This window comes from Segniliparus rotundus DSM 44985 (assembly GCF_000092825.1).
GTDB lineage: Bacteria > Actinomycetota > Actinomycetes > Mycobacteriales > Mycobacteriaceae > Segniliparus > Segniliparus rotundus.
The window spans coordinates 1,013,420-1,039,448 of record NC_014168.1; the positions used below are offsets into that span (position 1 = coordinate 1,013,420).

At 65.5% G+C, this 26,029-nt stretch carries 25 protein-coding genes; 7 read left to right on the plus strand and 18 right to left on the minus strand.

Annotated features, from left to right (window positions below; genetic code table 11):
• Positions 1–26: 26 nt before the first annotated feature.
• The 6 genes from SROT_RS05200 to SROT_RS05220 form a co-directional block, all read right to left on the minus strand.
• A complete protein-coding gene (locus SROT_RS05200) occupies positions 27–326 on the minus strand; it encodes a hypothetical protein (protein ID WP_013137965.1) in 300 nt (99 codons plus the stop codon).
• A 135-nt stretch (positions 327–461) separates the two neighbouring features.
• Positions 462–842 (minus strand): hypothetical protein, encoded by a 381-nt coding sequence (locus SROT_RS05205; protein WP_148223355.1) that lies wholly within the window; start codon positions 840–842, stop codon positions 462–464.
• A gap of 92 nt (positions 843–934) precedes the next feature.
• Positions 935–1,717, minus strand: coding sequence for a hypothetical protein (locus SROT_RS05210; RefSeq protein ID WP_148223356.1), 783 nt, complete (start codon positions 1,715–1,717; stop codon positions 935–937).
• 164 nt (positions 1,718–1,881) lie between these two features.
• Positions 1,882–3,474: an AAA family ATPase gene (locus tag SROT_RS05215; RefSeq protein WP_049773290.1), complete on the minus strand. Its 1,593-nt coding sequence runs from the start codon at positions 3,472–3,474 to the stop codon at positions 1,882–1,884.
• 2 nt (positions 3,475–3,476) lie between these two features.
• A complete protein-coding gene (locus SROT_RS16415; RefSeq protein ID WP_013137969.1) occupies positions 3,477–3,821 on the minus strand; it encodes a hypothetical protein in 345 nt (114 codons plus the stop codon).
• 141 nt (positions 3,822–3,962) lie between these two features.
• Positions 3,963–4,208, minus strand: coding sequence for a helix-turn-helix transcriptional regulator (locus SROT_RS05220; RefSeq protein WP_013137970.1), 246 nt, complete (start codon positions 4,206–4,208; stop codon positions 3,963–3,965).
• A 91-nt stretch (positions 4,209–4,299) separates the two neighbouring features.
• On the opposite strand from SROT_RS05220, the gene SROT_RS05225 reads away from it, so the two are divergent.
• From SROT_RS05225 to SROT_RS05235, 3 genes are all read left to right on the plus strand, one after another.
• The gene (locus SROT_RS05225; protein WP_013137971.1) at positions 4,300–4,866 is read left to right on the plus strand and encodes a helix-turn-helix domain-containing protein; all 567 of its coding nucleotides are present in this window, start codon (positions 4,300–4,302) and stop codon (positions 4,864–4,866) included.
• Entirely contained in the window at positions 4,863–6,098 is a 1,236-nt protein-coding gene (locus SROT_RS05230; protein WP_013137972.1) for a tyrosine-type recombinase/integrase, read from the plus strand. The genes SROT_RS05225 and SROT_RS05230 overlap by 4 nt, the downstream gene beginning before the upstream one ends.
• A gap of 93 nt (positions 6,099–6,191) precedes the next feature.
• Positions 6,192–7,517 (plus strand): MFS transporter, encoded by a 1,326-nt coding sequence (locus SROT_RS05235; protein ID WP_049773291.1) that lies wholly within the window; start codon positions 6,192–6,194, stop codon positions 7,515–7,517.
• On the opposite strand, the gene SROT_RS05240 is transcribed toward SROT_RS05235, so the two are convergent.
• From SROT_RS05240 to SROT_RS05265, 6 genes are all read right to left on the minus strand, one after another.
• Positions 7,456–7,929, minus strand: a complete 474-nt coding sequence (locus SROT_RS05240) for a Dps family protein (protein WP_013137974.1) — start codon at positions 7,927–7,929, stop codon at positions 7,456–7,458. The two genes, SROT_RS05235 and SROT_RS05240, sit on opposite strands and share 62 nt — an antisense overlap.
• A 114-nt stretch (positions 7,930–8,043) precedes the next feature.
• Positions 8,044–9,726, minus strand: coding sequence for an ABC transporter family substrate-binding protein (locus SROT_RS05245; protein ID WP_013137975.1), 1,683 nt, complete (start codon positions 9,724–9,726; stop codon positions 8,044–8,046).
• Entirely contained in the window at positions 9,723–11,594 is a 1,872-nt protein-coding gene (locus SROT_RS05250) for an ABC transporter ATP-binding protein (protein WP_013137976.1), read from the minus strand. The genes SROT_RS05245 and SROT_RS05250 overlap by 4 nt, the downstream gene beginning before the upstream one ends.
• Positions 11,591–12,490, minus strand: a complete 900-nt coding sequence (locus tag SROT_RS05255) for an ABC transporter permease (RefSeq protein ID WP_013137977.1) — start codon at positions 12,488–12,490, stop codon at positions 11,591–11,593. The genes SROT_RS05250 and SROT_RS05255 overlap by 4 nt, the downstream gene beginning before the upstream one ends.
• Positions 12,487–13,464, minus strand: coding sequence for an ABC transporter permease (locus SROT_RS05260; protein ID WP_013137978.1), 978 nt, complete (start codon positions 13,462–13,464; stop codon positions 12,487–12,489). Before SROT_RS05260 ends, SROT_RS05255 begins: the two co-directional genes overlap by 4 nt.
• 45 nt (positions 13,465–13,509) lie before the next feature.
• Positions 13,510–14,841, minus strand: coding sequence for an MFS transporter (locus tag SROT_RS05265; RefSeq protein WP_013137979.1), 1,332 nt, complete (start codon positions 14,839–14,841; stop codon positions 13,510–13,512).
• 125 nt (positions 14,842–14,966) lie between these two features.
• On the opposite strand from SROT_RS05265, the gene SROT_RS05270 reads away from it, so the two are divergent.
• Complete coding sequence (locus tag SROT_RS05270; protein WP_013137980.1) at positions 14,967–16,079, plus strand: branched-chain amino acid aminotransferase; 1,113 nt, start codon at positions 14,967–14,969, stop codon at positions 16,077–16,079.
• A 24-nt stretch (positions 16,080–16,103) separates the two neighbouring features.
• On the opposite strand, the gene SROT_RS05275 is transcribed toward SROT_RS05270, so the two are convergent.
• Together SROT_RS05275 and SROT_RS05280 are read right to left on the minus strand one after the other, a co-directional pair.
• The gene (locus tag SROT_RS05275) at positions 16,104–16,889 is read right to left on the minus strand and encodes a nicotinate-nucleotide--dimethylbenzimidazole phosphoribosyltransferase (protein ID WP_013137981.1); all 786 of its coding nucleotides are present in this window, start codon (positions 16,887–16,889) and stop codon (positions 16,104–16,106) included.
• The gene (locus SROT_RS05280; RefSeq protein WP_013137982.1) at positions 16,886–17,566 is read right to left on the minus strand and encodes a DUF3043 domain-containing protein; all 681 of its coding nucleotides are present in this window, start codon (positions 17,564–17,566) and stop codon (positions 16,886–16,888) included. The genes SROT_RS05275 and SROT_RS05280 overlap by 4 nt, the downstream gene beginning before the upstream one ends.
• Positions 17,567–17,654: 88 nt before the next feature.
• On the opposite strand from SROT_RS05280, the gene SROT_RS05285 reads away from it, so the two are divergent.
• Entirely contained in the window at positions 17,655–18,011 is a 357-nt protein-coding gene (locus SROT_RS05285; RefSeq protein ID WP_013137983.1) for a HesB/IscA family protein, read from the plus strand.
• Positions 18,012–18,132: 121 nt separating this feature from the next.
• Here the strand turns inward: SROT_RS05285 and asnB are convergent, their stop codons facing one another.
• Entirely contained in the window at positions 18,133–20,076 is a 1,944-nt protein-coding gene (gene asnB, locus SROT_RS05290; protein ID WP_013137984.1) for an asparagine synthase (glutamine-hydrolyzing), read from the minus strand.
• 123 nt (positions 20,077–20,199) lie between these two features.
• Here asnB and ctaC point away from each other — a divergent pair, with 123 nt between their 5' ends.
• Both ctaC and SROT_RS05300 read left to right on the plus strand, forming a co-directional pair.
• Positions 20,200–21,300: an aa3-type cytochrome oxidase subunit II gene (gene ctaC, locus SROT_RS05295; RefSeq protein WP_013137985.1), complete on the plus strand. Its 1,101-nt coding sequence runs from the start codon at positions 20,200–20,202 to the stop codon at positions 21,298–21,300.
• A gap of 9 nt (positions 21,301–21,309) precedes the next feature.
• On the plus strand, positions 21,310–21,726 hold the full coding sequence (locus SROT_RS05300; RefSeq protein WP_013137986.1) for a cytochrome c oxidase subunit 4: 417 nt from the start codon (positions 21,310–21,312) through the stop codon (positions 21,724–21,726).
• A 569-nt stretch (positions 21,727–22,295) separates the two neighbouring features.
• Here the strand turns inward: SROT_RS05300 and qcrB are convergent.
• Genes qcrB through qcrC form a run of 3 tightly spaced genes read right to left on the minus strand, consistent with a single transcriptional unit; the run spans position 22,296 to position 26,022 of the window.
• Positions 22,296–23,990, minus strand: a complete 1,695-nt coding sequence (gene qcrB, locus SROT_RS05305) for a cytochrome bc1 complex cytochrome b subunit (protein WP_013137987.1) — start codon at positions 23,988–23,990, stop codon at positions 22,296–22,298.
• Complete coding sequence (gene qcrA, locus SROT_RS05310; protein ID WP_013137988.1) at positions 23,987–25,141, minus strand: cytochrome bc1 complex Rieske iron-sulfur subunit; 1,155 nt, start codon at positions 25,139–25,141, stop codon at positions 23,987–23,989. Before qcrA ends, qcrB begins: the two co-directional genes overlap by 4 nt.
• The gene (gene qcrC, locus SROT_RS05315; protein ID WP_013137989.1) at positions 25,138–26,022 is read right to left on the minus strand and encodes a cytochrome bc1 complex diheme cytochrome c subunit; all 885 of its coding nucleotides are present in this window, start codon (positions 26,020–26,022) and stop codon (positions 25,138–25,140) included. The genes qcrA and qcrC overlap by 4 nt, the downstream gene beginning before the upstream one ends.
• Positions 26,023–26,029 lie beyond the last annotated feature (7 nt).

Here is a 26,029-nt window from a genome sequence, read left to right on the forward strand (position 1 = left end):
CAGCCCCGTCTAGTTGGTCTTGGCCCTTACTGCGCCCTGCTGGTCACGAGAGCCCGCCATCCTGGGCCGTAGGCGGTGTGGACCTGCTCCCATTCGGTGATGCGCGTGAACTCGTCCGTGCCGAGATCCTTGTCCGCTTCGGTGATGTCGCGGGCTGTGGTGGGGATGGCGTGGGCGGCGTCGAGCACCGCGTAATAGTGGTCGGTGTCCAAGGGGAAGAGGACGATCATATGCTCGCCGCCTTCGGCGAGGCCCTGCTCGTAGACGACGGCGTGATAGAGGTCTGAGCCGAGTCCGGATGGTTCGAGCGTCCCGCCTGTTCCCATGCCCCTGATCCTAGCGCCGTTCAGGTCACAGACATCCCGTTCGCCTCGCGCCGGGATTGGTTCCGGGCTGTTTGGAGGGCTCTCTCCCCCCTCGGGGGGTGAATGTTTATTGACCTGTGCGCGTATACGCCTAGGTCAGTTGGGTTTGTCGTACTGCTTTTGCAGTTCGCTCATCGCGCTCATGTAGACGGCGAAGAGGCCGCAGCATCCCAGCACGAACAACAATGAGATCGCCAGAGCGATCCTCACTCGCCGTTTCGCCTGCGGGCTCTTGGCGTCTCCCCAAGCTGCGATGGTCAGCGCGAGGGAGACCACGGCGAGGAAGATGCTTATCGGGACGGAAAAGAAGACGAGCCGGTTCCGCCATCCCGAGATCGGCCCGAAGCGGCCAATGAGCCATCCCGAGACGAGTACCACCACCGGGAGGGACGCAGCCCACGAGGCCAGCACAACCGACTTCGGCACTTGATCACATCCGGAAGGCTCTGCGTCCAGCGGTGGCTCGTGCTCAGGCATGTTCGACACGCTACCCGCCGCCACCCGAACGGGCGTGGCTGTGGTCCGCGACCACAGCGGTGATTCCAGGCTGCTCGACGGGCCATCGGGGTTCAGGGGAGGAATATGAGGATCACGAACCAGGCAAGGAAAGTGATCGGTGGTTGGAGCAGCACCACCACGAGCATGGACGAGAACCAGACATCACGGGTATTCAGTCTGACCACGGTGCCGCGAAGCCCTCTGTAGCCTGTCTTCGACAGCTTCAGCCAACGTGTGAACGGCGTGGCGAACATCCATCGGGTTTTGCGGATCGAGGCCCTGGCGGCGGGCCAATACGCGTCTCGTGGAGCATGTTTTAGGTCAGCGGCCACGTCCGTGCATTTGGCGAAGAAGACCGACAGCAACGCGCAGAAGACCACCATTCCCACGGCTGCGAATAATTTCAGCCGGTACTCGTCGTGGTTGTGATGCCTCGCCGCTCCGGCGACGTTCACGATCTTCTGGATCGTGATGCCGGCCAAACCCAAAGCGGCCCACTTCAACCCGGAGAAGGCCGTGCGATAATGCTTCGCCCCGATGGACTTCTTCCAGTCGGGCGCTTCCACCCCGTACACCGTGAGAGCTACCGCCAGGGTCAACGTCGCAGACCGGATCAAGTAGAAGAGCACCCAAAAGACCATGACCGCATAGGCGACCACCCCGAAGACGGTGGTCGACTGGTCCTGCCTAGTAGAAGGCGGTGCCGTGGCCAGCCAGAGAAGCCCGGCGATCAATCCTGTCCCGACGACGCCGAGGATCACGTACGCGACGAGCAGCTTCAAGCCCAGGAGAACTTCCCACCAGCTGGGACGTTCCACCAAATCAGCTGCTCTTGGACTGTCCTTCCCGCTCATAGGCCAATGATGCCAGACCGGGCATAGGAAAGGCTTCGTGCTAGAACATGCCCCACCGCCGATGCTCGATGGCCCGCTTCCCTAGGGGTCAGCTCGCGGCCCTCCCGTTCGCCTCGCGCCGGGTATGGTGCCGGGATCTTGGCGCGGGGGCCTCCCCCAGGGGGTTAGCCCGTGCGTCTAGAGTTCGCGCGGCTGGCGCGTTTGTTGAACGCTTCTCTGCGCTCGGCTGTGATTGGCTGGTGCCACTGGCAGAGGCCGAGTCTCCGGTCGATGCGTCGGACAAGCTCTTTGTTGCAGACCGCGCAATAGTCGTGGTCCTCGTCGCCCGAGTGGTCTTGCCCAGTGTTGCCGTTTGCTTTTTTGAGCGCGCATTTGACGTGGGTCACGGTGTTGCCTTCGACGGGCTTGCCGCATACGGCACAGGCGACGAACCCGGTTCCGGAGTCTTGCGTGGTCGTGCCGCCGTGCTCGTGGCCTGACTGGACCGACTGGGCTTCCAGGGCCTCGAATTCGACTTGTTCTCCCTGCTCGGAGGTTGTTTGTGCAGTCGGGTCCCCAGTCGGGTCGTTGACCCAACTGGGGAGGGCGTGTTTTCCCTGCTCAGCGCCAGTCGGTCCAGTCGGGCCACCGCCCGCGCGCGGCACGGACGCTTTCGGGTGGCCCGACTGGGGGAGGCTCCAATACGCGACTCGGGGGAAGCCTTGTGTGTCGGAGACGACGTGGATGGCTTTGGCCGCGCGTTTGAGCGCCGTCTCGTTGATTTTGACCTTGTGGGCCTGGGTCACCACCTCTTGCCTGAGGACCGGCGCACCGGCCTTTTTGAGGTAGTCCCAAAGCCAGTCCTTGGCCTCTGCGCGCTCCTCGCTGTCCTCGTCCCCGGCGAGGAGGTCTCGCGCGTCCAGGTCGGTTCCGCCGTGCCAGCGCACGCGTCCGACTTCCATCGGCCCGTCGTCGGTCTCGATGACGGCGGCGACGATCTCGGCGGAGAGGGAGAGTTTCCCTTTGACGTTGTTGGCTTTGGTGTTGGTGAGCACCAGCCGCTCGGTCTCCCCGTGGACGGCGACGGCGATCACCGAGCGGGGCACTGTGGAGAAGGCGATGGAGCCCAGCATCAGCTTCCCGGTGTCGTTGCTCTCCCGCTTGCCGAAGTGGCGTATGCCGAGGATCGCGCAGCCGGTGTCCTGCGCCAGGCGGATGAGCGGTTCGAGGTAGCCGCGCACCCGCATCTCGTCGTTGCCGTCCAGCCGCCCCCCGGCCAGGACGGTGGCGGGGTCGAGCACCATCAGCGCCACGCCGCGCTCCTCGATCAGCCCGCGCAGCCCTACCAGGTCGATGGCGGACTGAAGCGGTGCCCCGGTCTTCTCCACCGAGGGGAAGAGCACCCTGTCCAGGTCGGCGCCAGCGGCCATCAGCCGGGGCTTCACGACGCTGGCGAGATCGTCCTCCACGCCCAGGAAGATCACGCTTCGCGGCTCGCCGCACACGCCGTTGGTCACCCTCGCCGCGAAGTCCAGGGCGACGGTCGACTTCCCGATGCCCTCCCGGCCCGCGATCACGTTCACCGCCCCCGCGAGAATCCACCCCTCGAACAGCCACCGCAACTTCTCAGCGCGTATCTCGGCGGCGGTCACCACACGCAACGGACGCGCGGGCACAGGCCGCTCGCGTTCCTCGTCCTCGCCGTCCATCCGCTGCTCTTGCACAGGCTGATCGGGGGTCGGCGCGATGCCCGCGCCGACCCCCTCGATTCCTTCCATGCTCATCCGCGTTCGATCCCGCACCACTTCGCGACACGCTCGGCCATGCCCCGGCGCGGGCCTTTCTGCCACCACATCCCGCGCAGAAGGGGCTTGTCCTCCCGCGCGACCATCGGCGGCAGCCCGTGCGACTCCAAATGCTCGAACGCCCGCACGGCCACGTCGACCACACGCCCGTCCGGCTCGCCCGAACCCCTGCCGCAACGGCACCGCCACGGGTCCGAACACCCGCACTCGAACGGAGCGAGCCGGCACGCGGCGTCGCGGCGGCGGTCCAGCCCGGATCGGGTCGCCCGCCAATCAGCGCCCCCGTGAGGGCCATCATCGGGAAAAGCAAGTGTTACCATAGGGAAGAGTCCTCTCTTAAGGTCTCGAAGAAAGTTGTTTTCATCTGCATTGATGCGGCTTTCCGACCGCGCGCCCCGCTGTGAGGCAATCCCGCCAAGAACGTCCTCAGAGCAGGGCGCGCGGCCATCCAGCAAACTCGCTCACGCCACAGCACCACCCCCCTTCCGAGTCGCCGCCTCACGCTGCTCCAACCACTTAATGCAGCTGCTCAAGCGGTAGACGATCCGCCGTTTCGACAGCGCGAACGACGGCGGAAAGTCCGGGTTGTTCGCGTGACGTGCCCACCTCAGCGTGGACATCGGGATTCCGAACCGCTCGCTGACTTGTCGCGTGGTCAACAGTTCGTCCGAGCGGTACGGGGTCGGGGTTATCTGCTCGCCGGTCATGTTCCTCCTTGTGTTGTTGGATGCCGACAGCAGATCACTGTACAGCACGAAGTAGTTGCTTTTCAACAGCAAGTGCCGTATCGTTGGTAGGATGAGCGAGGAAACCGTCTACCCGTGGGAAATTGACGACTTTGACGCGCTGGTCGGACGGCGAATCAAAGCCCTGCGCACCGCCTGCGGAATGTCGCAGACAGCACTAGTGGACGAACTGGCGCAACGCGGCTTGAACTTGCCTCAGCAGACCATCGTGCGGATCGAGCAGGGCGCCCGCTCGTTGAAATTCTCCGAGGCGACCGCGTTCGCTTCCGCGCTCAGGGTGCCGCTGGAAGTGCTCCAGGCCCAAGACAGCGAAGCGTCGGACTCATGGATAAACGAGCACGTCGCGTTCAGCGCCTTCCAAGAAGCTGTAAAAGACGCAGTGGCCTCGATCAAAGGGGCTGAGGAAAAAATGAAAGCATGGAGCGAAGCGTCCGAAGAACATGGCCGTGAAATCGGACTTCACGTATTCGGCTGGATACCAAGCACAGACGACGACGAACGCCTGAAGGACGCGGATCGCAAACATCGGCTTCGCCTTGAGGAACGGCGAACACTGCTCGACAACCTTTGGAACGCTGCCAACTTCGCCGAACCCCCCTCGGAAGAACGCTGGCCATGAACGGCGAGCATTCAACAGCCAGCATGAAAGGCAAGCCGAACATGACTACACCGAACGCCAACACGCCCGTCCGCCGCAACCGCCGCGCCAACGTCGAAGACCTCTGGACGAAGACCGTCTACGAGGTCGATCCGGCCACGGGGAAGAAGACCGGTAAGAAAGTGCCGTCGAAACTGCACGGCAAGGGCAAACGCTGGCGCGCCCGCTATGTGGACGATTATGGCCAAGAGCTGACCAAGGCGTTCGACCGCAAGGCCGATGCGCAAGTCTGGCTCGACAAGCAAGTCGCCAGCCTCGTTCAAGGCACCCATGTTTCCGCGCAAGATGCGAAGATCACAGTGGAACAGTGGTGCGAGCGGTGGTTAAAGGGCTATTCTGGCCACCGAGATGCATCAGTCAAAGCCGCCAAGGTGCATATCAATAGAATCAATGAAGAATTCGGCCACAGAGTTCTAGGAAGTATCCTGCCGTCAGATGTCAAAATCTGGATCACCAATTTGAGGAAAGAGGGGTTGGCAGATAGCTACATCTACTCTTTGCACCGCAGAGGCAGGCAGATCTTCGGCGATGCAGTGCATGACAGGAAACTGGTGGAGAACCCATTCTCTCGGAAGACCGCCCCTCCCCGTGGAAAACAGAAGTGCTACGTCATAAGCACAGAAACGCTATGGGCGCTCTACGGCGAGTTGCCTCGGCACTTGAAAACCGCTGTGCTCCTCGGTGCGTTCGTCGGACTGAGAATCGCTGAGGCTGGCGCTGCGTTGCGCACGGATATGGATTTCTTTAAGCGCGTGTTCAATCCGGTTCGGCAGTGGCCAGATGAGCCGTTAAAGTCGGAGATGAGCAACACGCCCGTCCCCGTGTCGCAAGAGTTCGTGACGCTGCTCTCAACGACGATCCTGCCGGGGGATCACACGCACTTGGTGACGCACGACAACGGCGACCCTGTAGCACCACGGTACATTGAGCAGGCTATACGGGAGCTTCGAGAGTCTGGCAAGGTTGATCTTCCAGAGACGTTCACGTTCCACGATCTGCGCCACTACAACGCTTCGTATCTGATCGCTAGCGGGGCGGACATCAAGACCGTACAAACTCGCTTGCGTCATGCTAGCGCCAAGACCACACTGGACACCTACGGCCATCTGTGGCCCGATGCCGACGAGTCAAGCCGAGATGCCATGAGCGCGATCCTCGCTCCTCAACTCCACGCCCTCGGTCACAGCGCATGACCGGGCCGTTGTAGGCCGCTGCGTACTCGTTGCGTAGCGAGATAAGGCAATGAGGATTATTTGCGCATTTCAGGGCTTTTTAACGCAAGGAATGTGAAGTTCCGTTGGTTCTTCGCGGCGCGTTCGGCCTCGCTCTTCGGCAGCAACGCCGCCCCGATCGCGCTCGCCTTCGCCGTCCTTGAGGCCTCCCATCGCAGCGGCGACCTCGGTCTGGTGCTCGCCGCGCGCAGCTTCGCGCTCATCCTGCTCGTCCTCTTCGGCGGCGTGCTCTCCGACCGCTACCCCAGGGACCGGGTCGTGCTTGTGGGGCATCTCGGGGCTGCCGCCACCCAGGCGGTCGCCGCGACGATCCTCATCACGGGGCACTTTGACCTCGTCGCCATCATGGCGACCGAGGCGCTCAACGGGGCGCTCACCGCGCTCACCGGTCCGGGCCTCTACGGGATGATCGGCCAAGTGGCCCCCGAAGGCCAGGTGAGAAAGGCGAACGCGCTCCTCGGCTCCACCCGGCAAGTGGCGACGATCCTCGGCCCGAGTCTCGGCGGGCTTCTCGTGGTCACTGCCGGGGGAGGTTGGGCGCTCGTCCTCGACGCGGGGTGTTTTCTCGTCGCGGCGTGCTGCCTGGCGCAGCTGCGGCTGCCCAAAGCCGGGCCAGAACATCCGGGCGGGGTGTTCGCCGAGCTTCGTGAGGGCTATGGGGAATTTCGCACGCACACGTGGATTTGGACGGTGGTGGTCGGCTTCGCCGGGCTCGTCTTCGTGCAGGCCGGGGCGTGGGACGTGCTTGGCCCGGTGCTCGCCGAACGGAGCTTCGGGGCCCAGGGATGGGGTTTGGTGCTCGCCTCGGAGGCGATGGGGTTCCTCGTCGGGAACCTTGTCATGTACCGGCTGCACATCGTGAAGCTCATGCGCCTCGGGCAGCTCTGCCTCGTGCTCACCCCGCTGCCGCTGGTCCCGATGGCGCTGGGGGCGGGTTTGGACTGGCTTTTGGCCGCGAGTTTTTTCGCCGGGGCCTTGTTCAGCGTGTTCGGCGTCGCTTGGGACACCTCCATGCAGGAGCACGTTCCCGAGGAGAAACTGTCCAGGGTTGCTTCTTTTGACGCGCTCGGCTCTTGGATCGCCATGCCGCTCGGGCAAGTGGCGGCGTTGCCGTTGGCCGATTTCGCGGGGATCTCGTGCTACCTGTGGGCAGGCGCGGCGGTGTGGTGCGCCATGGCCGTGTGGCCGCTTTTTGTGCCGTCGCTGTGGCACTTGGAGCACGGCGCGAGCAAACTGGGCGCGAACTCGGAAGGCGCGCACCAGCCGAGGGGGCCGATGTCCGCCGCTGAACCGGCGGACATCGGCCGCTCTGTTGGGCTTACGCCTCTTGGGCCTGCCACATCCAGTGCTGCTTCTCCAGACCGTCCGCCACGGCGATGAGCAAGTCCTGGCTCACCGGGTCGGAGCCTTCGGTCGCGTCGATCCCTTCGCGCACCACGTCGATGACAATTTTGAGGTTGTCCACGATGCCGCCGACGATCTCCGAGGTCGAGGTGAAATCGGTGGCGAAGCCTTTGGTCTTCGCGGACGAGACGATGGTGCTCGCGAGGCCGTTCGCGTTCGCGCCGATGGCGGAAATCCGCTCGGCGACATCATCGGAGAAGCCTCGGGCCAGGTCGATGAGCTCGTCGAGCTGCAGGTGGACGGAGCGGAAATTCGATCCCACAACGTTCCAGTGGGCCTGCTTGCCGATCAGGGAGAGGTCGATGAGGTTCACGAGCGCGTCCTGCAGCGCGGCCGCGGTGGTCTTTTTGTTTTCTTCGCTGAGGGGGCTGGTGATGATTTTGGACATCAGACGGTCCTTTCTTTGGGTGTCCTAATTTGGAACTATTCCATTTTAGCACTCTTGCTGCCCTGGCGGCGAGGAGGTGCGCCCCGTCGGCTGCCGAGCCCGCTTCCTCGCAGCTCAGTGTATGTATCCGATGGCGGTGTAATCGACGTCCCCGATCCCGACCGGGCCGAAGTTGCGCAGCTCGGATCGCGCGGCGATGTTCGCCGGCGCTTGGGAGAGCGACATCGAATGGACGATTTCCGCGATCTTGACGTCGATCTGGTTGCCGATCCGGAGCATCTTTTCCACGTCCAGCTCTTGTTGCATCCGCGCGATCAGGTCGTTGATCTCGGGGCTGCCGATCTGCCCGTAGTTCTGCTGGGTGTCCAACGTCCCGTCCGCCTTCGGGTACAGGCCGAAGATGGATCCGATGTCGGTGGGGTACGGCGTGTGGCCCCAGCTGAAAAGGGTGAGGTCGAAGTTCCCCGCGTTGATGTAGTCGCGGAAGAAACCGTTGACCGCCACCGGCACGATGACGAGTTCGACCCCGATCTCCGCGAGCATCTGCTGCAAGATTTTCGCGTTGTTCGTGGACGAGGGGGACTGCGCCGGGATGACCAGGCGCAGCGAGAGCTGCCTGCCTTCTTTCGCCCGGAACGGGCCCCGCTGCGTCCAGCCGAGCCGGTCCAGCTCGGCCGCGGCGGCCTCCGGGTCGTAGGGCAGCGCCGCGCGGTGGTCCTCGTAGCCTTCGGAGCCCTTGATGAAGACGAGGTTGTAGGAGGCTTCCGGTTTCGCGACCACAGCGCCGAGAAGCGTGCTCACGAGGCGTTCCCGGTCCACCCCCATGGCCACTGCGCGGCGCAGGCGCATGTCCGCGCAGACCCCTCCGGGCTTCCCGTTGAACGTCAGATTCCCCAGGAATTGGTTCGGGCCGGTGCGGATGTCCAGGCTGCGGGTGTTTTCGGCAATGGCGAGGTTCGGCGCCGAAGAGCCGAGCGAGGCGAAATCTATTTCATCGTTTTGCAGGGCCCCGATTTGGGCGTCGGGCGCGAGTTCGAGAAAGACGATGCTGTCCAGCCTCGGTGCGCCTCCCCACCAGTGCGGGTCGGCGACCACGGTGAGCCGTTTCTGTCCCGCGTCGGACGAGCCGATCTTGAACGGCCCCGCCGTGATCGGGGTCTGGGCGAATCCGGACAGGTTGAGGATCCACCCTTTGTTGAAAGCTGCGGTGTCGTCATTGGTCGATTTCGGGTACAGGTACGAGAAAAGACTGCGCCAGTCCGCGTAGTTCCGTTGGAACGACACCACTGCTTGTCGGTCATCCGTGCCGCGCTCCACGGCTGCGATGTCCCGGTATCCGGTGGTGGAGGAGACCTGGTAGTCCGGGTTGTTGCCGCTCTGCGCCTGCCATTGCGCTTTGAGGTCTTCCCAGGTGATCGGGGAGCCGTCGGACCAATGGGCTTTCGGGTTGATGGTGTACACGACGGTTTGCCTCGCGTCTTCGCGCAGCTCGATCGCGGTGAAGTAGTCGGTGTTGACCCGGATTTTGCCGTGCGGGTCGGACGTGTGGCTGCTCGGCATCAGCGCGCCGATGACAGCTGCGGTGTAGCCGGTCATGTCCGCCTGGTTGTAATTGAAGTTGACCGGAAACATGTCCAACGGCCAGCGCAGCACGCCGCCTTGGCGCAGCGCGGCGGGGTCGGCTTTGCGGGTCGGGTCTTCGCTGAGCTTCGGCCGTGTCAGCTCCAAACCGCAGGAGGCGAGGAGCGGCAGTCCGGTGAGTCCGAGCAGCATGGCGCGGCGGCCGACAGGTCTCATGAAGCGCGCCTCGCTTTCGCCGCTGCGGGGTCGGGGACGGGGACGGAGGCCATCAGCTCGCGGGTGTACTCATGCTTCGGGTCCGCAAAGACCTCGGCGACCGGCCCTTGCTCGACGATCTCGCCTGCCCGCATCACGGCGACCTGGTCGCAGACCTGTTTGACCAGGGCGAGGTCGTGGGAGACGAACAGGTAGGACAGGCCGAGCTCAGCGCGCAGGTCCGAGAGCAGGTTCAGCACCCCCGCCTGGATGGAGACGTCGAGCGCGGAGACCGGCTCGTCGAGCACGAGGATCTTCGGCGCCAAGGCGAGCGCCCTGGCGATGCAGAGCCGTTGGCGCTGGCCGCCGGAGAACTGCGCGGGGAAACGGCCGAGGTGCCCTTGGTCGAGCCCGACGAGGTCGATCAGTTCCGCCACGCGCGCCCGACGTTGCGGTTCGGGCATGCCGAACAAACGAAGCGGTTCCGCGAGGATGTCGGCAGCCGGAAGCCGAGGGTCCAAAGCCGCCATCGAGTCCTGGAAAACGATCTGTATGTTCTGGCGCAGTTCGCGGCGCTCGTGCGGAGAGAGCGCAGCCACATCGTGCCCGAGGACCTCGATCCGCCCGGCTTGCGGAGCCTGCAGGGCCATGAGCTCCATGATCGTGGTCGTTTTGCCGCAACCGGACTCGCCGACGAGGCCGAGCGCTTCGCCTTCGCGCACCTGGAAGCTCACTCCGGCAACGGCGTTCACTTCGCCGACCTGGCGTTTGAACACCAGGCCTTTGGTGACCGGATAGGTCCGTCGCAGATCCTGCACGGACACGACGACCGCAGGTCGCTCGAGCTTCGCCGGAGCCTCGTTCCACGGCGGCACCTGGTACACCGACGCCGCGTCCGCGCCGATGAGATCGTCCGAGCGCACGCATGCGGCGGCCTGGTTTTCCGCCACTGCCGCGAGCGGCGGCTCCGCCTCGTCGCAGCGGTCGATCTTCACGGGGCAGCGCGGCGCGAAGGAGCAGCCGGGCGGGAGTTCAGACGGCAGGGGAGGCGTGCCGGGGACGGGCACGAGGCGGGAGCCGACAGGCGCGTCGATCCGGGGCACCGCCCCGAGCAGCCCGAGGGTGTACGGCATCCGGGGGCTGGTGAAGAGCGGTTCGAGCGGCGCGGACTCCACAACCCTGCCCGCGTACATGACCAATGCCCGGTCTGCGAACTCCGCGACCACGCCCAGGTCGTGGGTGATGAGGATGACCGCCGCCCCGGTGATCTCCTGCGCTGTGCGCAGCAGACGCAAAATCCTCGCCTGCACGGTGACGTCGAGCGCGGTGGTGGGCTCGTCCGCGATGATGAGCTTCGGGTCGTTCGCGATGGCCATCGCGATCATCACGCGCTGGCGCTGCCCGCCGGAGAGCTGGTGCGGGAACGCTTTGGCCCGCTGCGGCGGATCTGGCACGCCGACCAGGTCGAGCAGCTCCACCGCCCTGCTCCACGCGCGTTGCTTCGTCAGACGCGCCGCCCCGTTGCGTCCCGCGTGCACAAGCAGCGCTTCGCTGATTTGCTCGCCGACCGTGTACACGGGCGTCAAGGAGGAGAGCGGGTCTTGGAAGACCATGCTGATCTCGGACCCTCGGATTCTCGAGAGCTGTTTGTCCGACTGTCCGAGCAGTTCTTCGCCTTGGAACCGGATCGACCCCGTCGCTTTCGCCGAATCCGGCAACAGGCCGAGCACAGAGAGCGCGGTGATGGACTTGCCGGAGCCGGACTCGCCGACCACAGCCACCGCCTCGCCTTCGTCAACGGCGAAGTCCACCCCCCGCACCACAGCGGTTGCGCCAATGGCGATGGTGAGATTGCTGACCTGCAGCAACGGAGAGGCGGTCCGGTTCATTGCTGTGTCCCCGCCTGCGCGCCGGGGTCGAACGCGTCGCGCAATCCGTCGCCTGCGAAGTTCGCCGCGAGCACGGTGAGCACGAGCGCGCCGCCCGCGAAGGCGAAAAGCCATGGGAAGGGGAGCGCCGCGAAGCTGCCTTCGGCGATGAGCGTGCCGAGCGAGATGTCCGGGGGTTGCACGCCGAAGCCGAAAAACGAGAGCCCCGTCTCGGACATGATCGCGGAGCCAACGGTCAGCGTGGTGTCGATAATGAGGAAGGACGCGACGTTCGGCAGGATGTGCGAGAAGACGACCTTGGCGGGGGAGGCCCCCATGTACTGGGCCGCGATCACGAACTCACGCTGCTTGAGGCTGATGGTCAAGGCCCGGACGACGCGCGCGGAGAGCATCCAGCTGAACATCGCGAGCAGCAACACCAAAAAGAGCCAGCTGTGCCCGAGGAACAACGGGCTCGCGACGGCGATGATGAGAAAGCCCGGCAGGACGAGCAGAAGGTCCACCCCCCAACTGATCGCCCGCTCCGCCCACCCGCCGAGATAGCCCGCGACCGAGCCCACGAAGGCGGCGATGACGGCGGCGATGACGGCGACCAGAAGGCCGATGGTGAGGGATTTCTGCAGGCCGCGCAGTGTTTGCGCCAGCACGTCTTGGCCGATGGAGTTCGTGCCGAACCAGTGCCGCGCCCCGGGGGGCTCCAGCGCGTGCCCGTAGTCGATGACCTGGTAGTCCCACGCCAAGAAGGGCGGGATGAGGAAGGCGGCGAGGTAGAGGAGCACGAGGACGCCGAGGCCCGCGACGGCGAGCCGGTTCGACAAGAAACGGCCGCGGATGAGCGCGGCGCGGGTGAGCGGTTTTTGCGGTTGCGCCGCTGCCTGGGCTGGCGGTTTCTTCATGACACCCGCACTCGTGGGTCGAGAACGCCTTGCGCCACATCGGCCACGAGTCCCGCGAGAAGAATGACCACGGCGGCGAAGAAGGTGACGGCGGTGACGATGTTCGTGTCCTGGCTCCCGATCCCGTCGATGAGCCAACGGCCGACGCCGTTCCAGCCGAAGATCTGCTCGGTGAAGGTGGCTCCGGCGATCAGCCCGCCGAAACCGAAAGCGAAGAGCGTGGTCATCGGGATGAGCGCGGTGCGAAGGCCATGCTTGAACAAGGCTTTCGTTTTGGTCAGCCCTTTCGCCCGCGCGGTGCGCAGAAAGTCGCTGCCGAGCACGTCGAGCATCGCGTTGCGCTGGTAACGGCTGAACATCGCGGCCTCGATGACCGCGAGCGTGAGGGTCGGCAGCACCAGGTGCTGGCCTGAGTCCGCGAAGCCCGCCCAGAAGCCCTGCGGCGCGGTGGCGGACTGCTCGCCGGTGTACAGGAAGACTTGTCGCCCGATGAGCGAGTTCGCGGTCAGCGCGAGGAGCTTGAAGATCGTCGCCACGAGGAAAGCCGGGGCGGAAAGGACGACGAATGCCGCGAAGGTGGTGGCCCGGTCCGTGAACTTGTACTGCCGCACGGCCGAGGCCACGCCGAGCAGCACGCCGAAGAAGGTGCCGAGGAGCGCTCCGAGGAGCACGAGGCGCAGGGTCACGCCGATGCGGTGCCCGAGCTCCGGGGCCACTGGGGTGTCGGCGACAGTGTTGCCGAAGCTGGCGTGGCCGATGTCGCCGAGCCAGAGCGCGTAGCGCTCCAGCACGGGTTTGTCGAGCCGCAGCTCATGCTCCTTGGCGTGGATCGCCTCCGCGGGCGGCGGGGGGTTGCGCTGCTTGTAAGCAGCCATCGGATCGAATGTCTCCGAAGCCAACACGAACGTCAAGAACGTCGCGAAAACTAGGAGGACAACTGCTCCCGCCAGCCGCTTCCCTAAGAAAAACAGCATAGTCCGCACAGTGTGGCACACAAAACTGAAAGCATCGTGAGCGACTCACCGGGCATGGCCTGGGCCTTGCGCGAAGGCGGCGTCGGCGAGTTCTTCGAGTTCTTTGCCTTTCGTCTCCGGCCCGAGCAGGTAGCCGAGCACGGTGAGCGCCCAGAGCCCGCCCAGCGCCAGGTAGGGCGTCTGCGGCCCGTACTGCGCGATGGCCCAGCCGACTGCGGCGGGCGCGGCGATGGACGCGATTCGCCCCCCGCCGACCGCGATCCCGAACCCGGCGCCGCGCAGCGCGGTGGGGAACAGCTCGGCGATATACGTGTCCCCGACGCCCCAAAGCCATCCGAGCGTGGCGATGGAGACCGCGCCGAAGGGCAGATACTCGCCGAGCGAGCCGGAAGTCGCCCCGAGCACGGTCGAGACGATCTCGACCGCGGCGGCGAGGATCGCGGAGGGCCGCCGTCCGACCCAGTCCGCCAGAGCGGTCCCAAGGAACACGAACACCGCTTGCAAGAGGAAGAACCAGAGCGCGTAGCGGATCGCGTCGGTCGGGGCGGCGTGGAATTTCTTCACAATGTAGGTGGTCAGAAAGAGTGTCATCCCCCAGTAGCCGACCGCGTTGGCCGTGTAAATGAGCCATCCGGCGACGAGCCTGCGACGCAAGGGCGCCCGCCACAGCCGCTGCTGCGCCGCCCCCTGCCGCGTTGTGCTCTGGACCTCGACATAGCGGTGCGACTCCACGACGCCTCGGCGCGCGAGGAACAGCAGGACCGCGGGCACAATCGCGACGATGAACACGGACTGCCAGCCGAAACGCGGCACTAGCAGGAGCGCGGCCGACGCGGCGAGCACGTAGCCGAGCGAAAAGAGCGAGAAGATCACCCCGCCCACCCCGATGGCACGGGTTTTCGCTGGCCAAACCTCTGCGGTGTAAGGAGCGCCGACCGCGAGCTCTCCCGCGCCCCCGACTCCGGTCAAGAATCGCAGCCCGGTGAACGCGGCGAGGTTCGTGGTGAGCCCGGCGAGGGCGGTGGTGGCGCCGTACAGGAGGATGGAGGCTCCGAGCGTGCTTTTGCGCCCCCAACGGTCGGCGGCGAAGCCGAACCCTATGGTCCCGATGGTGTAGCCGACGAGAAAGACGGACCCGATGTATCCGGCTTGGGCCTCGGTGATGCGCAGCGTCTGTTGGATCTTGGGCAGCACCAGGCCGTAAATGTTCACGGCGTAGGAGTCGAACCCGTAGCCGAGCCCTGCCGCGACCGCCACGCCGAGCGCTTGTCTGAAGGTCGGGGCCAGCCGTGCGGCGGCCTGGGTTTTTCGCTCCGGCTCCAACTCGTCGGGCTCTGCTCCTGCCAGTCCTGGCGGCGCGCTCGCGGCGGTGGTCATGCGCCGCACCGTACCGCGGCGCCCCGGCGGCGGGAAGTATCTCGATTGCCCAGATTGGAAATGTTCACAGCCCGAAGCGTCACCGTATGGCGGCTGACGGCAGGGGCCGGATAAGATGTCCGCTTATGACTCTGGCATCCGGTTTCGCAGTGTCGCGCAACCCCGCCCCTCTTGCGGCCGCGGAGCGGGAAGCCGTGCTCGCCGACCCTGGGTTCGGGACCAAGTTCACCGATCACATGATTTCCATCTCCTACACGCGCGGCGAGGGCTGGCATGACGCCAGGGCGCTCCCGTACGGTCCGGTCAGCCTGGAACCTTCTGCGCGCGTGTTCCATTACGCCGAAGAGATTTTCGAGGGGCTCAAGGCGTACCGCCAGCCGGACGGCTCGGTCGCCGTGTTCCGCCCGGAGGCCAACGCGCGGCGTTTTCAGCGCTCCGCGCGCCGCATCGCGATCCCGGAGCTGCCCGAGGAGCTTTTCCTCGAAGCCATCCGCCAGCTCATCGCGCTCGACCACCAGTGGGTTCCCCCCGCTGGTTCGGAGCACTCGCTCTACCTTCGCCCGTTCGCCTTCGCCGATGAGTTCGCGCTCGGTTTGCACATCGCGAACTCCTACCGCTTCCTTGTGATCGCCTGCCCGGCCGGGCCGTACTTCAAAGGCGGCGTCAAGCCGACGAAGATTTGGGTGAGCTCTGAGTACACCCGTGCCGCCCCCGGCGGCACGGGGGACGCGAAATGCGGCGGCAACTACGCGGGAGCCATGCTCGGCCAGATGCAAGCGGCGGCGCACGAGTGCGACCAGGTGATCTTCTTGGACGCGACAGAGCGCAAGTACCTCGAAGAGGGCGCCGGGATGAACCTTTTCCTCGTCTTCGGCTCAGGGGCGCAGGCGAAACTGGTCACCCCGGCCACCACCGGAACCATTCTCGAGGGCGTCACCAGGGACTCCATCCTGCAATTGGCGCTCGACGCGGGCTATGCCGTGGAGGAGCGCCGAGTGAGTTTCGAGGAGCTTCGGGAAAAGTCGCGCTCCGGGGAGATGACCGAGATGTTCGCCTGCGGCACTGCCGCCGTGGTCACGCCGATCGGCGAGATACGCAGCGCGGAGGGCGAGTTCGCCATCGGCAACGGCCAGCCGGGCCAGGTCACCATGGCGTTGCGGGACACGCTCACCGGCATTCAACGCGGCCAGTTCGCCGACGCGCATCATTGGATGAGCACGGTGTGGTCCCCGTCCTGAACGACGTCGGCTGAGCGGGGCGCCTTATTCTGCCGTGCGGATCGCGGTGCGCAGCGCCTGCAACGCCAAGATCGGTCCGAGACCGTCTGCGGGCAGTTCCAGCGCGAACGTCGGGGCGAGACCGAGCCGGGACAACCCTTGCTCGTGCGCCGGGGTCGCTGTTCGATGCGCCGCCTGCCACCAGGCCCGCGCGCCGGGGAGCAGCCGTTCGGCGATGAGCGCGCCCGCAGTGGAGACTTCGCCGTCCAAGAGCAGCGGTGTGCGGCGCAGCGCAGCTTGCACGCAGAAGCCCGCCGTCACCGCGATCTCTTGGTCGACAAGCTCGATGAGCCGCTCCGGCGCCCGCGCCGCGCCGAAGAGCCGGTACCGCTCATCGCGCACGGCGGACACTTGCGCCACCCAATGGCGTTCCTCGCCGCATCGGCCCCAGCCGACGGCACTCACGGGCTCTATGTCGGTCATCGCCGCGATGGCCGCTGTCGCAGGCGTCCAGGCTCGCGGCGAGTCCGCGAGCAACAGCAGACCGGTCCCGCAGTCCGCTTCTCGGTCGACGACTCCTCGGCCGAACTCGAAGGCGCTCGTGCTTGTGGCGCTTGTGGACCATCGGACCTCGCGCACGTCGTCCGGGGCCCCCGAACTCGGCCGCCCAGCTTCCGCGCCGCCGCGCAGCAGCCGGGTGTTCGCCGGCTCCGCGAGCGCGCCTCCCGTGAGGCAGGACTCGTACCAGCGCAACAAGTCGTCCAGCCGTCCCCGTCGCCGGGGGCGCTCCACCGGCCGGGTGCTCGGCGACGGCGGGAAGACGAGGCTCACACCGCGCCTTTGTCTTTGGGCGTCACCCGAGGTTTGGGCACGCGCATCCGACGCATCTGCGTCGAGCGGGTGAAGGCGTACCAGGCCAGGCCGAAGCCTGTCTCAGCGGTGTCGGGGAATTTCGCGAGGACCATGTTGTTGACTTTGCGTCCGAGCCACACGCCCTCGACGACCATGGCCACGAGCAGGACGAGCATCGCGGGCGTGGCCAAAACTTGGTATTGCGGGGCGAGGAGCGAAGCCCCGATCATCACGAACGCGATGGGCATGAACGCGCCCGCGAGGCTGCGCCGGGAGTCGACCACATCGCGCACGTACGCGCGCACCGGACCTTTGTCGCGGGCGAGCAGGTACGCTTCGTCGCCCGCCATCATCCGCTCCCTGGCCTGGGATTGCTTCTCGCGCCGCTGGGCGCTCTGCGCTTTGCGCTCTGCGCGGCTCAGCTTCGGCCCGGCGAGCGCTTTGCGCCGGGCCCGCGCCTCGGCCCCGGTCAGCGGGGCAGGAGGCACAGGGCCCCGCCGCCCGCCCGCCGCTTCCTTGCGTTTGGGGGTGGGGCGGCCTTTTCCAGGAGTCTTGCCTGGGGGGGCAATGGTCTGTTCGGACTGGTTCGGCTCGGGAAGGCCGGCTTCGGGGCGGTCTTCGTCGGCATGTCGGGTCCACGGTAGTTTCACGAGCATCAAGGCTAGACCTTAGCGTTGTCGTCGTGTTCGGAGTATTGTGGGATCAAGACTTTCAGGGCGACACGGATGACACGAAGGAGAACCTATGACTGCCGACTTGCAGGCTGAGGCGCGCGAGCACGAGGTTGTGCTCACCGACAGCGCGGCCGTGAAGGCCAAAGCGCTCTTGGAGCAGGAGGGCCGCGACGACCTCGCGCTGCGCATCTCGGTGCAACCCGGCGGCTGCGCAGGTCTTCGCTACCAGCTCTTCTTCGACGACCGTTCTCTTGACGGCGACCTCGTCAGCGAGTTCGACGGCGTGCGTTTGGTCGTCGACCGGATGAGCGCCCCGTACCTGTCGGGCGCTTCCATCGACTTCGTCGACACGATCCAGAAGCAGGGCTTCACCATTGACAACCCGAACGCCACGGGTTCCTGCGCGTGCGGCGACAGCTTCAACTGAGCCGTCTTTTTCTCAGCCGCCTTTTCTTCCGCCGAGCCGCCCAAAGCGGGGGCGGTTGACGGCGTTGCTCCTTGTTCGGTGCTCACAGGTCCGATCTTCGCTGGGCCCGGTGCTGTTCGCCCTAAATCCTGACCGGGTAGTGCGGCTCCGGAATGGCGGGTGTGATCCGGCCTTCCACGAAAATGGCGTGCCAGAGGACGAACACCAGCACCGTCCAGATCTTGCGGGAATGATCGCCCTCGCCAGCTTGGTGCCGGGCTAGGAGGCTTCTCGCGAAACCGAGGTCCACCAAATGGCCAGCCTGCGACATCTCGAACTGGTCTCGGACGAACTCCGAGAGCTGACCGGAGGCGAGCCACACCCGGATCGGCACCGGGAAGCCGAGCTTCGCCCGGTGCAGCACATGCGCGGGCACGACCTCGGCGAGCGCTTGGCGCAATGCGAATTTCGTCGTCCCGTCGTGGATTTTGTCCTGGCGGCGCAGCCGCGTGGCCACTGCGAAGACCTCGGGATCGAGGAACGGCACTCGAAGCTCGAGCGAGTTGGCCATCGTCATTTTATCCGCTTTGACCAGAATGTCCCCGCGCAACCAGGTGAAAAGATCGAGGTGCTGCATCCGGGCCACGGGGTCCCAGCCCTCAGATTGGGCGTACACCGACGCCGTCACGTCGGTGTGCCCCCAGCCCGTCGTCGATTGCGACGGGGCGCCGTCTGCTCCGCGCCATGGGATGAGCGCCCGCAGCTCGTCGTCGCCGAAGTTGCGCGCGTTGCCGTAGTAGCGCTCCTCCAACGTCATGGAGCCGCGCCACAGCAGGCCTTTGCCCCGCACCCCGTCGGGGATCTTGGCCGAGAGCCGCCGAAGGCCGAGCCGGACCGGGGCGGGCAGGCCGGTGAGCGGTCGAAGCGACAAGGGCTCGCGGTAAATGGTGTAACCGCCGAACAGCTCGTCCGCGCCTTCGCCGGACAGGACCACCTTGACGTGCTTGCGGGCCTCCTTCGCCAAGAAGTACAGCGGCACGAGCGCGGGGTCGGCCACCGGGTCGTCGAGGTACCAGACGATTTCTGGCAGGGCGGCGATGAACTCGTCCTCTTCGACCACCTTCACGATGTGCTTCGCCCCGATGGCGCGCGCCGATTCCGCGGCCACATCGATCTCTGAATAGCCCTCGCGGGAGAAACCAGTGGTGAAAGTCATCAGGTTCGGGTTGTGGCGCATCGCGAGCGCCGCGATGGCGGTGGAGTCGACGCCGCCCGAGAGGAACGCCCCGACTGTGATGTCCGGGTCGGAGACCATGTGGGCCGCGACGGAGTCCTCCAAGGCGCTGAGGATCTCGGCGGCCGGGTCTTTGGCCCCTGGCGCGCTGAAGTCGGGCCGGAAGTGCCTGCCGAACCGAGGCTCCTCGCCGGGGCGCATGATCGCGTGGGTTCCGGATTCGAGCCGACGCACTTCGCGGTGCAGGCTCTCGGGCTCGGGGACGTACTGCAAGGCCAGGTAGTGCGCGAGCGCCCTGCGGTCGAGCTCCAGGCCGAAACCTGCCGACTGGGCGAGGGCCGCCACGCTCTTTTTCTCGCTCCCGAACACCAGGGCCTCGGAGCCCGCCGCGTAAAAGAGCGGTTTGATCCCGAACGGGTCGCGGGCGAGCACCAGCTCGCGCTCGGCGGTGTCCCAGATCGCGAAGGCGAACATGCCGCGGAGCTTGGGCAGCGCGTCGGCCCCCCAGTAGTGCCACGCCGCGACGATGGCCTCGCCGTCGCCGTGGGTCGAGAACACCGCGTCATGCTCTGCGGCGAGTTGCTCGCGCAGCTGCCGGTAGTTGTAGATCTCCCCGTTGAAGATCAACGCGTACCGCTCGGGGGCCTGCGGCGGTCCCCAGCGCAGCGGTTGGTGGGAGTGGTCCACGTCGATGATGGAGAGCCGGTTGAAGGCGAACGCGACGTCCTCGTCGTGCCAGACTCCGGGGTCGTCGGGGCCACGGTGCCGCATCAGCGTCGCCGCGTCCTCCAACGGGCCGCACAGGGCCGCCGCGGCCCGTTCGCGGGTGATCGCCCCCAAGAGTCCACACATGGGCGGGTCACACTCCTTCGCGCTCGCTGGTCGGCTGATCGGACCCACGCAGTCTACGGACTCGACCCTGACTTCTGAACTTGGACACGCATGGTCTACGCTGCGTAGTAGACAGTACCCGTGATGAAGAGCGCTCAGACCCCCAGTCGGAGACAGAAAGGTAGAGAGTTGAAGCCCGAACTCCGCCCTCAGCTGGACTTTCGCCGCCTGCGATGGCCGGTGCTGCTCAGCCTGTCCGCCTTTGGGCTCTCAGGCTGCTCGGTGCGGGACGATTTTCGTTTCGGCTGGCCCCACGGCGTCACCCCGCAAGCGCGGGCCATGGGCGATTTCTGGGCCTGGTCGTGCGTGGCCGCCCTCGTCGTCGGCGTCATCGTCTGGGTCGCGATGTTCTGGACCATGTTCTTCGACCGCAAGTCCCGCTTGAAACCAGGAGCCCCCGAGTTTCCCCGCCAGACCGGCTACAACGCCGTGTTGGAGATCATCTGCACCATCCTCCCGACTGTCATTGTCGCGGGCCTTTTCTACTACACGGTGGTCACACAGAACTACATTGAGAAAAAGGTTTCCAACCCCAACGTAGTCGTCGACGTCACCGCGTTCCGGTGGAACTGGAAGTTCGGCTACAACAAAGTCGAGAACGTCGGGCCGCTGGCTTCCTACGACGGCCATCTCGACAACACGGTCGGCGGTAAGGGCTACCGCGAGGGCGAAGGGGAAGAGGGCGAGGGCAAGAAATGGCCTCTGCCGGTGAACGGCCGAGCCGCGGAAGACCTCAGCTACCTCGCCTTCGACAAGATCGAGACGGTCGGCACCGACACGGAGACCCCGGTGTTGGTGCTGCCGACCGACAAGATCGTCGAGTTCCGGCTGGCCTCCAGAGACGTGGTGCACTCTTTCTGGGTGATCGACTTCCTGTTCAAGCGGGATGTTTTCCCGAACCCCAAGGAGAACGAGACCGACAACGTCTTCCAGATCACGAAGATCGACCACGAGGGCGCTTTCGTCGGTCGGTGCGCCGAGCTGTGCGGCACCTACCATTCGATGATGAACTTCGAGGTCCGCGCGGTCACCCCGCAAAAATTCGCGAAATACCTCGAAGCCCGCAAGGCTGGGAAGTCCAACGCGGACGCGCTCGCCTCCATCGGCGAAGCCCCGCTCGCGAAGACCACCAGGCCGGACCCGGTCCGCGTGGCCGAGCACCCGAACAGCAGCAAGGCCCAGTAGGAGACAACCATGAAAGTCGAAGCGCGGTTATTCGAACTCCTCACCGGGTTCTTCTTTTTCATGGCTGTGGTCTACGGCGTCGTCACCGCCTACAGTCGCGTGGGCATGGAGTGGGTCGGGGTCACTGCGATCACGCTCACCGGCGGGCTCACCTTGATCACCGGCACCTTCCTGCGGTTCATCGCCCGGCGTATCGAACTGCGCCCTGAGGACAGGGTGGACGCAGAGGTCGCCGAGGGCGCAGGCGAGTTGGGCTTTTTCAGCCCTGGCAGCTGGTGGCCCATCCTCATCGCCGGCAGCGCGGGCATTGTGGCGGTCGCGCTCGCGATGGACTTGTTCTGGCTCTTGGCCGCTGGTGCCGCGTGCGTCATCGCCACTGTCGCAGGTTTGGTCTTCGAATACCACCGAGGCCCCGAGAAGCACTGAGCGAGCTCAGTCGCGTCGAATCCGTTCGCCGTCGAATCTCAGCTCGCATCTTCCGAGCGGTCACTCGCCCAGAGCTGCCTTTGGCTCGCAGTGTTGTGCCCCCTGGCGTTCTCATCCGTTGCGTCGAGCAGCGTTCGTCTCAGCTGGCACAGGTGGTGTCTGAAGAAGGAATCGCGCTCGCGTAGAAGCGAGCACAGCAGGAAGAGCGGTTCGCCTACTCGGTGTCGTGATGTCCGGCCGCATCGTTGCGCATGGGGGCTGCAGCGCCGTTGCGGCCGACTACGGCACTGACGCTGCGGACCACCCCCTCTTGTCTTGGCGTGTTTCGCCTGGGGAGGCAGATATTGCTCCTTGCCTGTGCCTTGGGGATGGCTTCTCTTCGCGCGCGCATCTAAGGGCCCCGCAGTCCGGGTCCCCCTTCTCTGCGCCAGTGGAAACTCTGCGCAGCGGTCTGGTCGGCCGTGAGGGCTTTCCTGATGGGCATTGGCCCCGTCAAGACACATCTTCCTCCGCACACTATGAGAGGCCCGGTCGAATGCTCGACCGGGCCTCTCATAGTGTGCGGAGGATCAGTGCTCGCTGCTGTGCCGTCCCGCCCCGACCTCGGCGGGGGAGGGACGCCCGTTGTGCCCGTTGGCGTTCTCCTCCTGGATCTTCCGGATGGCTTCGAGAGCGCGGTGCTCGGACTCGTGCTCTGCCGCGGTCAGCGCCTCGTTCTCCGAGGCAGGGTCCGGGGTCAAGAAGGAACCCTTGCCCGGTGCGCCGCTGCTGCCGAGCTGGTTCATCTTCTTCGGGACGGTCGCGCCCTGGTACTCCAGCGGCAACGGGTGGCCGTGATCGTCGACCGGGCCGAGCGGCTGGTGGACCTCGATGTACTCGCCGTGCGGGAGGCGGCGCAGAATGCCGGTCTCGATGCCGTGCTCCAGGACGGCCCGGTCGCTGCGTTGCAGGCCCAGGCAGAACCGGTACGTGGCGTAGTAGGCGATGATCGGGCCGACGACCAGGGCGATCCGGAAGAACCAGGTCGTCGCGTTCAGCGAAATGTCGAACTTCAAGGCGATGATGTCGTTGCCGCACGCCGCTGTGAGGATGACGAACACCGTGAACATCATCGCGCCCACGCCGGTTCGCACCGGAGTGTCGCGCGGGCGTTGCAGGATGTTGTGGTGCGCGTCGTCGCCGGTGAACTTGCGCTCCATGATCGGCCAGATCACCATCGGGGTGACGAACGCGCCGAGGGAGATCGCGGCCCACGCGGCCTGCGGGATGGTGTGCCCGCCGATGTAGGTCTCCCAGGCTGGGAAGATGCGCAGCATGCCGTCCGTCCAGCCCAAATACCAGTCAGGCTGAGAGCCTGCGGACACCTGCGCCGGGTTGTACGGCCCGAGCGTCCACACCGGGTTGATCTGGAAAATGCCGCTCATGATGGCCAGCACGCCGAAGACGAGGGCGAAGAACGCGCCTGCCTTCAAGGCGAAGACCGGGAGGATGCGCACGCCGACCACGTTGTTCTCGGTGCGGCCAGGGCCGGGGAACTGCGTGTGCTTCTGGTACCAGACCAGCGCCAAATGCACCCCGATGAGCGCCAAGATAATCCCTGGGAAGACAAGAACGTGCAGAATGTACAGCCTCGGGATGATGATGTTGCCGGGGAAGTCGCCGCCGTACAGGCCCCAGTGGACCCAGGTGCCGATGACCGGGAGGCCGAGCACGATGCCGGACATCGCGGCCCGGATGCCGGTGCCGGACAGCAGGTCGTCCGGCAGGCCGTACCCGAAGTAGCCCTCGAACATCGAGATGAAGAACAGGGCGCAGCCGATGAACCAGTTCGCCTCACGCGGGCGGCGGAACGCGCCGGTGAAGAAGATGCGCATCATGTGCACGGCCATCGACGCCAGGAACAGGAGCGCCGCCCAGTGGTGGATCTGACGCATGAAAAGGCCGCCGCGCACTTCGAAGGACAGGTCGAGCGTGCTGGCGAACGCCTCGGTCATCCGAACCCCGGACAGCGGCTGGTACACGCCGTGGTACACGGTCTCGGCCATCGAGGGCTTGAAGAAGAGCGTCAGGTAGACCCCGGAGAGGATCAGGATGACGAAGCTGTACAGGGCGATCTCGCCGAGCATGAAGGACCAGTGGGTCGGGAAGACCTTGTTGATCTGTCGGCGCATGCCCGCAGACAGGTGGTAGCGCTTGTCCGCCTCTTCCAGCTGTTTGGGGAATTTCACAGCGGGGTTCACAACGGTTTGGGCGGTGGTGGTCATGATTTACGCTCCCAGAACGCCGGTCCGACAGGTTCGATGTAGTCGCCGTTCGCGATGAGGTAGCCCTCCTCGTTCACGGTGATGGGCAGCTGGGCGAGCGCGCGCGCCGCTGGGCCGAAGATCGGCTTCGCGTAGTGCAAAGCGTCGAACTGCGACTGGTGGCACGGGCACAGGATGCGGTTGGTCTGCTGTTCGTACAGCGAGGTCGGGCAGCCGACGTGCGAGCACACCTTGGTGTAGGCGTAGTACTCGCCGAAGTTGAAGTTCTCCTGACCCTTGCGCTTGACGACGCGCGCCGCGTCCTCCGGGCGCAGGCGGATGAGCATCACCGGGTTGCGGATCCCGTGGAACGACTCGAAAAGCCGCTCGCGGGACTCTTCGGTCTCGCCCTTTCCGTCGGACTCCCGCCACGGGAAGACGGTCTCCATGCCGCCGGAGGCGAGGTCCTCGGGTTTGACGAGCTCGACCGAGTAGATGTCCTGCGGCGTGTAACGGCGCAGGTAGATGGTCTCGTGCTCTTCGCCCTTGCGCGGCGTCCACCCGGTGTGCCAGAGGTCCGAGTCGTTTCCTTTGGCCCAAGGGTTGCGGATCGCGCCGCCGATGAAGAAGACGCCCGCGGCAGCGCCGAACACGCTTGCGCTGAAGATCAAAGCGCGCTTGATCATGGTGCGGCGGGGGAGGGTGGAAGTTTCCAACGAGTCGTTCAAGAGCGCGCCGAAGGTGAGTTTGTCCAAAGGCTTCGAGCCGCCGTCGTGGCGGTCTTGCACGGCGATCTCTTCTGGGATGAACCGTTTCGTGTAGACGATGGCGGCCACCCCGATGGCGAGGATCGACACACCCATCGTGAGTCCGATCAGCGGGGTTTCCCAGGTGTACGCCCAGTACCCGGATTCGCCGGGGCCGGCGTACTCCCAGTGCCCGAACAGGAAGACCGCGAGCAAAGCGATGGCGGCGAGGCCGCCCAGGATGAGCCAGAAGGCCACAAGCCGCTCGGCGCGCTTCTCGGCCCTGGTGCCAGGCACTGCCCAACGCTCCTGGCGGTGGATAAGACGCACCCCGTCTTGGGCGAGCCCGAGGGTGACGAGCTCGTCGCGGCTCATGGTGCTGAGCTCTTCCGGGGTGGGGTCTGGGGTGAGTGATTCGTTGCTCATGTGCGAGATCCAATCCACATCGCGAGGCCGAGGATCGCGACCACGCCGACGAAGGCCATGGCCGCGCCCTCGGAAACCGGCCCGAAGCCGCCGAGGGAGTACCCGCCCTGGGCGTTCGTCTCCGTGGCGGTCTTGATGTAAGCGATGATGTCTTTCTTGGCCTCAGGTGAGAGCTGCCCGTCGGAGAACTTGGGCATGTTTTGCGGTCCGGTGAGCATGGCCGCGTAGATCTGCTGCTCGTTCGGCGCGTCCAGCGGCGGCGCGAACTTGCCGGAGGAGAGCGCCCCGCCACGTCCGGTGTAGTTGTGGCACGACGCGCAGTTCATCCGGAACAGCTCCCCGCCTCGAGCGACCGAGTCCGGGTCTTTGCCCCGCAAGGACTCCTGCGCGAGAACCTTGTTGCCGTCCGCGTCGAGTTTGACGCTTCCGTCCGGGTTTTTCTCGTACACCACAGACGGGCCTTCGCCGTACGAGTCGATGTACGCCCCGACCGCCTCGATTTGCTTCTCGTCCCAGTCGCTCTGCTTGCGCCGGATCTGCGCCTCGTTGCGAGCTGCGGGCATGCGGCCGGACGAGACCTGGAAGTAGACGGCGGCATTGCCGACGCCGATGAGGCTCGGCCCCTGGCCTGCGATGCCCTCCAGGTTCGCCCCGTGGCATGTGATGCACGAGGTCTCGTACAGCTGCTTGCCGTCGCGGATGAGCGAGAGGTCTTTCTCGTCGGCCTTGGCCACCTGGGCATGCGGGGTCAAGAGGGTTGTCGCGAAGCCGGCGGCGACAAGACCGCTGAAGAGGACAGCGGCGGTTCGGGCGCGGCGGCGGAACTTGCCCGCCTTGCGCGGCGCGTCGCCGTCGGAAGAATGCTGGTGGAACAGTTTCACTTTTCCT